Source organism: Actinopolymorpha sp. B17G11, from assembly GCF_040196095.1.
Taxonomy (GTDB): Bacteria; Actinomycetota; Actinomycetes; order Propionibacteriales; family Actinopolymorphaceae; genus Thermasporomyces.
Window position 1 is genome coordinate 1 of the sequence record NZ_JBEFTW010000081.1, and the last position, 6,005, is coordinate 6,005.

Here is a 6,005-nt window from a genome sequence, read left to right on the forward strand (position 1 = left end):
TCACCAAGATCCGCCAATTCATCACCGGCTGGAACGACCGCTGCCACCCCTTCGTCTGGACCAAGACCGCCGACCAGATCCTCACCAAAACGAACCGTCAAAAGATCTCAACCACGGGGTACTAGCGTCCTCTCGAGCCCGGAACGGACGTCTGCCGGCAGGCTCGACCACGCGATTCTCGGACCACCCATGCCCATCACCGCGGGCTCGAACGACTCGCTAATCGCACCGCTCCCCTCGTTGTCTAACGTTCCTCACGGTGTTTCAGATCACCAGGGATACCTGGCGACAGCCGTTGCCTTTGGCCATCGTGCCGTACACGTATCCGTAATCGGAATAAAGGCCCGATCCGGACCGCAAGGATCTAGCCGCGTGCGGGGCGCGGGCGCTGCCCTACCTGCCGGGCAACCTCCGCGAGAGCGATGGTAGCGATCAGGCGCAGGTGATAAGGGAAGTCCCGTGCCGGTAGGTCAAGGTGCACGAAGCGCACCGTGCGGCCCAACCGGTCCCACGGCTCACACGCCACATCAACGGCGCTCTCGTCCGGAATGACGAGCGCCTGGCGCGGGCCACGGGCAAGGTTGGCGCGGTGCAGAGGTACACCCTCGCGCCGAAGCGTGACCACGCACACCTCCTCGAAAGATCAGGTGCCGCCTGGCTTTGCTGGCACCAGCTTGATCGGGTTGCGATAGCTGCGGGCTGCGGCGCGGCCCTCAGTGCGGACGGCGCGCGGACTGCCGAACCATGCCCCCGCGCGATCATCAAGGATGGCCCGCTCCCACCCGAACGCCCCGGCGGAACGGATGGCGCTGCCCAGTTCCACATGGTCCGCGCCGCCAACGATGAACAGCTCCGGGCGCCGCTTCCGCGGCTGGCTGCTCATATGGAGCCTGCCACCGCCACCGCGTGAGAGATAGTAGAGCGCCACCGCCGAGGCCGCCGCCACGTTCACCGTGTTGAGCCTGCGCGACGCCATCGGTATCTGCACGAAGGCGTGTGCCGCCGAGACGACATCGTGTGCCACGCCCCTGCGCTCGTTCCCGGCTACCAGCGCCGGACTTTGCCCGGCAGGTGCACGGAAGCCGTACACGTCCGTGGCGCCCGGCACATTGTCCAGCGCGATCAGCGGCCGATACCCGCCAACCAGCTCCGGCGTCGAGAGCGGGTCGAGATCGCCGTCGAATCCCGCGTCCTGCCACGCTCCGACAAGCCCGGCGTGGTCACGGAAGTGGCAAGATCACCCGAACATCGCGGCGGCATGTTTCATCACTCGTGCGTTCCACGGGTTCTCGATGCCGTCACCTACCAGCGTCAGCGTCATACACACTCCATCATCCAGGCACTCTGTGAAGCGGTCCGCGTGCCAGCCTAGTGACCCGGGCAAGCGGCGCGACGGGCCTGTCCGTATGAGGAAACTGATCCGAACTGGTTTGCCGTCGCGGCAAGACTCTCCGACGGCAAACGTTGATCAGCCCACACCGTACGTGTGGGGATCGTGAACCGGGCAGGCAAGGCGACAGAGCCAGTTGCCCGGTGATCGCGGGGCCAGGTCCCGCGACCGGGCAGTTCGCGAGCGATCGCTGGCCCATCTAGCCGTCCGACAGGGCGGTGGCGAAGTGATGCAGGTCTATGAGTACACCTGCGAATACGCCAGGCAGCTTGTCGCGGCCCTGGTAGTACACCGAGCGAACCGAGTCGAATGCCACGGCGGCTCCACAAACCGCAAATACGCCAGGGCCTGCTACCGCTTGCCCTGCCCGCCGAATGGCAGCGATCACCTCAGGACTGGCTCCTTGCTTCAGGACCCTGGGTAGCAGCGTTGCGTAGTCCAGCGCCCGGGTACCGCTGCCGATTGATTCGACGTCGACTATGCCGGTGATCTCATCGTGCTGGCGCATCACGTTGGTGGTGTTGAGGTCGCGGTGCACCAAGTCAATGCGAGGCAACTCCAGACCGGCGTACGGCGCGATCAGGTCGTCGAAGCGCTCGATCAACTCGATGCCTGACTGGCCGAGCTGACGCGTCATCGGCCGGGGATCGTTCTCGCCGTTGCCGAACGCGCAGTCCCAGACATACCCGGCCCAATCCACCGTCGGATCGGGATCAAGGCCGGCTTGGCGTTCAATCACCTCGATCAGGTTCTCGACCACGCGCAGTGTCAATGGGGAACGCGACATCGGCTCGCCTGAGACAAAATCCACGACATGGTACGCAGTGCCGTCGACGGTCTCGCCAGCCGCGAGCCATCGCGGCGTCGGATAGCCAGCGGCCCGGATCCTGTCGATGAGCTGCGGCAGATGCCGCGCCATGTCGGTGTTGAGCTTCAGAATTGCACGCCGGCCATCGCTGTCAGACAACAGCCAAGCTCCTCCGAACCCGTCCTGGCACCGCTCGCGAAGAACAAAGCGAACGCCGTGCGCCTGATTGATCTCATCCACAAGCTCTTGCGTAGGTTCAGACGTCCTGGGCACAGGTGGGTCCTCTCCCAACATGGAAGCAACTTCATCCTCGAAGAACCGGCGCGACAGGGGTGTACTTAACCGTCTGCGTTGTTCTTGTCGCCATTCGCGGGTATCGCCTGAGCCTGCCTACGGAACGGGGCGACTGTGGCGCGCAGGTGGTCTGCGGTGCCCCACACGTCCCCGAACTCGGCCAGGACGCTCAGCTCCGCGGGGATGGACAGTAGGGGCGCCCGCTCTTTCCAGCCGGGTTCCGGCGCGGCGGCCTCCTGCCATGCGGCGAAGAACCGGTCCACGGCCGACGATCGCTGGCCAGAACTCGACATCCAGAAGATGCTGATGTCGAGTTCTGCCCAGCCGTAGCAGACGGCCGGGTCGATCAGTGTAGGACGGCCGGTTGGGCCGGCGAGCACGTTATGTTGGCCCAGATCACCGTGGAGCAGGACGGCAGGCATCACCGGAACCAGGTCGGGCAGTCGTCGGCAGAAGTGCTCTATGGCCTGTCGGTCCGCCGCCGACAACACCTGGCGCACCCGCGGCTCGCCGAGAAATCTCAGCACCCGACGCTCGACGAAAAAGCGGTGGCCATCGGCTTCCCATCCGTTGTGCTGCGGGAGCCCGCCCAGCCAGTTGTCGTCTCGCCAACCGTGCCGGTCCGTCCGGGTTGCCGCATGCAGGCCGGCGATGTCCTGCCCCAGCCGCTGCCAGAACGTCGGGCTGTCGCCATCGGCTGGGTGCAAGGCCTCCATGACGATTGCGTCGTCGCCTTGGTGGTGTACTCGCGGGACGGCCACCGTACCGCTGGCTCCGAGTGCGCTCAGGCCTTCGACCTCGGCAGCCAGTGCAGACGCAGGCAGCCCGGGAATGTGCTTCACCACCCATCGGCGACCGTCGCGAGCCGCTACCAGCACAACCTGCGCGATAGTGCCGCCGGACAGGCGTCTGCTTGTTACCGACTCTCCCTCGGCAATCATTCCCTGGCGTCGTAACAGCAGGACGGCAGCGTCCAGACCCTCATGTCCTCGCACCGAGCCAGCTCCCTTGCATTGTTGTATTGACCTCAGATGGATCAGACGCCGCTGACGTGGTGCTCACTCGTCGGCGCAACGGACGCCCTGGCTTCTGAGGAACGTGCGCACCTGAGCCGAGTGAAGCTGGAGGTGGACCACGCCTCCGACGAGGACGTCCGCCAGCGGCGTCCCAGCGGAGCGGTGCGACTCGTCGACCTGTGCGGCCGCCTGATCATCGGTCAGGTCGCCAAAGAGCTTGTCGGCCTTTCGCTGGCAGTGGTCGATGTAGCCGAGCACCTGGTCGCGAGAGTACGTGGGCGGAACGACGTAGCCGTCCTCGTCGCGCAGGGAGAACGGGGCCGGCGGTGCCCAATCAGCCTGCCCGGTGGACAGATCGAGATCGGTGAAGTACAGCGCGTGGTAGGCCATTCGCCACACTGCACACATGGCCTGGAACTTGCGCTCGCGGACCGCTGGGTCATCGAACGGTCGCCCATCACGATCCGTCGGAGGCCACGCCCATTGGTCAGCCTTCTTCACCTCCCACATGCTCGCTTCCCACAGCTCATCTGGGCAACCGCGCAGGACGATGGCCATGTCCTCAAGGGTTGACCGGTATTGCGCCGCGATTGCCGAACACCAGATCGTGGCCATCTCAAACTCTCCGTCTCGTCCCGTGTCCCTGGAAGTGGTCATCTTGGCTCTGCTTCCACCGCGGTCGAACGCCCGAACTCGGCGGCGACACTACGGGAGGGAACCGGACAGCGTTGTGTCCTGTTTGAACGGGAATCTGGGGAGCTACCGGAGGCCGAGTTCCGGGTCGGACCCCGACCAGACCGCGGCCTGGCTGGTCGGGCTGTACATGCGCACATGCCAGCGGGCGCGCAAGGTGGTGGCCACAGGCGGGCTGGACGACGTCGTCACCACGCCCTGGGGCGCGCCGGTCAACCTCCGCGCGATCCTGGCCCACATGATCCAGGAGACCGCACGGCACAACAGCCACGCCGCCATCATCCGCGAGGCGATCGACGGCACCACCGGCCAGTGAAACGCTAACGACCACCCGCTGGCGGCCGCATACCGCTGCGGTGTCCGCTGAGGGATCCCTTGCGGACACCCGCATGGTCGCCGTCGTGCTCGCCCAGGTATCGACGGTTGACGTTCCCCGGGTGAGACAGCGGCGTAGTCGTCGTCGGGCCAACCACTAGTCGAAGTAGGTGTTGGAGGTGAGGAACTTCTCCAGGTCCGGGTCACCGGCCGCTTCACAGACCAGGATCCAGAATCTGCAGTAGCTCCGGAACGTCTCGAACCGCGGCAGCGACAGGATTGCTTCGTAGCCGCGGCGGAAGTCCTGCGGCCGGGTGAGGCACAGTTCGACGCCGGCGAGTTCGAGTTCGCGTGGGCCGATGACGTAAGAGTCGAGGTCGACCACGCCGGCAAGCGCACCATCGCGGTAGACGAACTGGTTGGCGCCGAAATCGGGCATGATCGGCGACAGGTGCCCGGAGAACACGTCCGGGTTCATCGTTTTTGCGTGCCGGTCGAACCATTCGCCGAGGTCCGGGCGGTGGGTCCAGAAGCGCGCGATGGTGTTCTGCAGGCTTGCGTTCGTACGGACGACGAACTCGGTGGGATCGAGTCGATGTTCAGAGAACGTTCCGAACGTCTGGTACCGGCGTTGGTGCAGGTGCGCCAGGTATCTGCCGAGACGCTCGTGGACTTGTCTCGTGTTCGGAAACTCACCCGATTCCCAGGACGTGCCGTCCACCCAGGTGAAGATGTAGGCCGACTTGGCGCCGACCGTGGTGGTTGCCACTGGACGCGGCGTCTGGAGGATGCCGTCGTCGTCGATGGCGCGCAGCAGCGGGCCGACATTCGACAGCTGTGTGCCATAGCGAAGGCCGAAGGTGTCCTGCAGGTACTGCCAGAATGGCGTGAGGCGATCTGGTTCCAGACGCGGGATGCGTAGGGAGTACGACCGTGCCTCCGTGGTGACGAGCCTGTAGAGGTGGTTGGACTCCAGGCCTACGAACTCAACGTGGATGAGCTTCTCGCCGAGCGTGCGTTCCGCGCTCGACCACACCAACTGCTGAGATATCCCTGTCATGGCGGTCGAATGCTACGAAGAGGCGCGCAGGTCGGCAACGGAATATGTTCGGGACCACCGGCCAGGGACGCCTGGCCCATGCTTGGCGTCCGCTCGCGACTTGTCGCAGCCGACATCGGTCACGAGCGTTGAGCGCAGATCAACCTTCTTTGTGCAACGAGTTCCTGAGCGGCCTGTCGGATCAGTGCCAACAGACTTTATGACAGAAGTAGCGGCTGGGAACGGCAATCGGGTTGCCGGCACGAGACGTGTCACCGGCCGCCACATCTGGGTGGGATCAACCAGAGCGAGACAGCAGCCCTCTGAGACCTCCCGGCGTGTCCGGGGACTCGGTTTCCTGAGTCACCCGACGGTTGTCGGTGTGCTTCTGTGAATGTAGTGCAGTTCCTCGGCCCTGGCTGGAGTGAGGTCGTCGAGGTACTCGTGGGG

The 6,005-nt window shown here is 64.9% G+C and carries 7 protein-coding genes and 1 pseudogene; 2 read left to right on the forward strand and 6 right to left on the reverse strand.

Annotated features, from left to right (window positions below):
- Positions 1–125, forward strand: a pseudogene (locus tag ABN028_RS35730) (IS630 family transposase); the annotation flags it as partial.
- Between the two features lie 239 nt (positions 126–364).
- Here ABN028_RS35730 and ABN028_RS34880 read toward each other — a convergent pair.
- The 5 genes from ABN028_RS34880 to ABN028_RS34900 form a co-directional block, all read right to left on the reverse strand.
- Positions 365–625: a hypothetical protein gene (locus tag ABN028_RS34880; protein ID WP_349699618.1), complete on the reverse strand. Its 261-nt coding sequence runs from the start codon at positions 623–625 to the stop codon at positions 365–367.
- A gap of 18 nt (positions 626–643) precedes the next feature.
- Complete coding sequence (locus ABN028_RS34885) at positions 644–1,147, reverse strand: TrmH family RNA methyltransferase (protein WP_349699624.1); 504 nt, start codon at positions 1,145–1,147, stop codon at positions 644–646.
- 442 nt (positions 1,148–1,589) lie between these two features.
- Entirely contained in the window at positions 1,590–2,438 is an 849-nt protein-coding gene (locus ABN028_RS34890; protein ID WP_349699619.1) for a phosphotransferase, read from the reverse strand.
- A gap of 98 nt (positions 2,439–2,536) precedes the next feature.
- The gene (locus ABN028_RS34895) at positions 2,537–3,487 is read right to left on the reverse strand and encodes a fructosamine kinase family protein (RefSeq protein WP_349699620.1); all 951 of its coding nucleotides are present in this window, start codon (positions 3,485–3,487) and stop codon (positions 2,537–2,539) included.
- A 63-nt stretch (positions 3,488–3,550) separates the two neighbouring features.
- Positions 3,551–4,066 carry a hypothetical protein gene (locus ABN028_RS34900; protein ID WP_349699621.1) on the reverse strand — a complete coding sequence of 172 codons (516 nt, stop codon included), beginning with the start codon at positions 4,064–4,066 and terminating at the stop codon, positions 3,551–3,553.
- 181 nt (positions 4,067–4,247) lie between these two features.
- On the opposite strand from ABN028_RS34900, the gene ABN028_RS34905 reads away from it, so the two are divergent.
- Positions 4,248–4,517 carry a mycothiol transferase gene (locus tag ABN028_RS34905; RefSeq protein ID WP_349699622.1) on the forward strand — a complete coding sequence of 90 codons (270 nt, stop codon included), beginning with the start codon at positions 4,248–4,250 and terminating at the stop codon, positions 4,515–4,517.
- 156 nt (positions 4,518–4,673) lie between these two features.
- Here ABN028_RS34905 and ABN028_RS34910 read toward each other — a convergent pair whose 3' ends face one another.
- On the reverse strand, positions 4,674–5,576 hold the full coding sequence (locus tag ABN028_RS34910; RefSeq protein ID WP_349699623.1) for an aminoglycoside phosphotransferase family protein: 903 nt from the start codon (positions 5,574–5,576) through the stop codon (positions 4,674–4,676).
- Between the last annotated feature and the right edge of the window lie 429 nt (positions 5,577–6,005).

Coding starts and splice junctions, on each gene's coding strand:
- ABN028_RS34900 (WP_349699621.1), bottom strand. CDS start 4,066: ATGGCCATCGTCCTGCGCGGTTGCCCAGATGAGCTGTGGGAAGCGAGC.
- ABN028_RS34910 (WP_349699623.1), bottom strand. CDS start 5,576: ATGACAGGGATATCTCAGCAGTTGGTGTGGTCGAGCGCGGAACGCACG.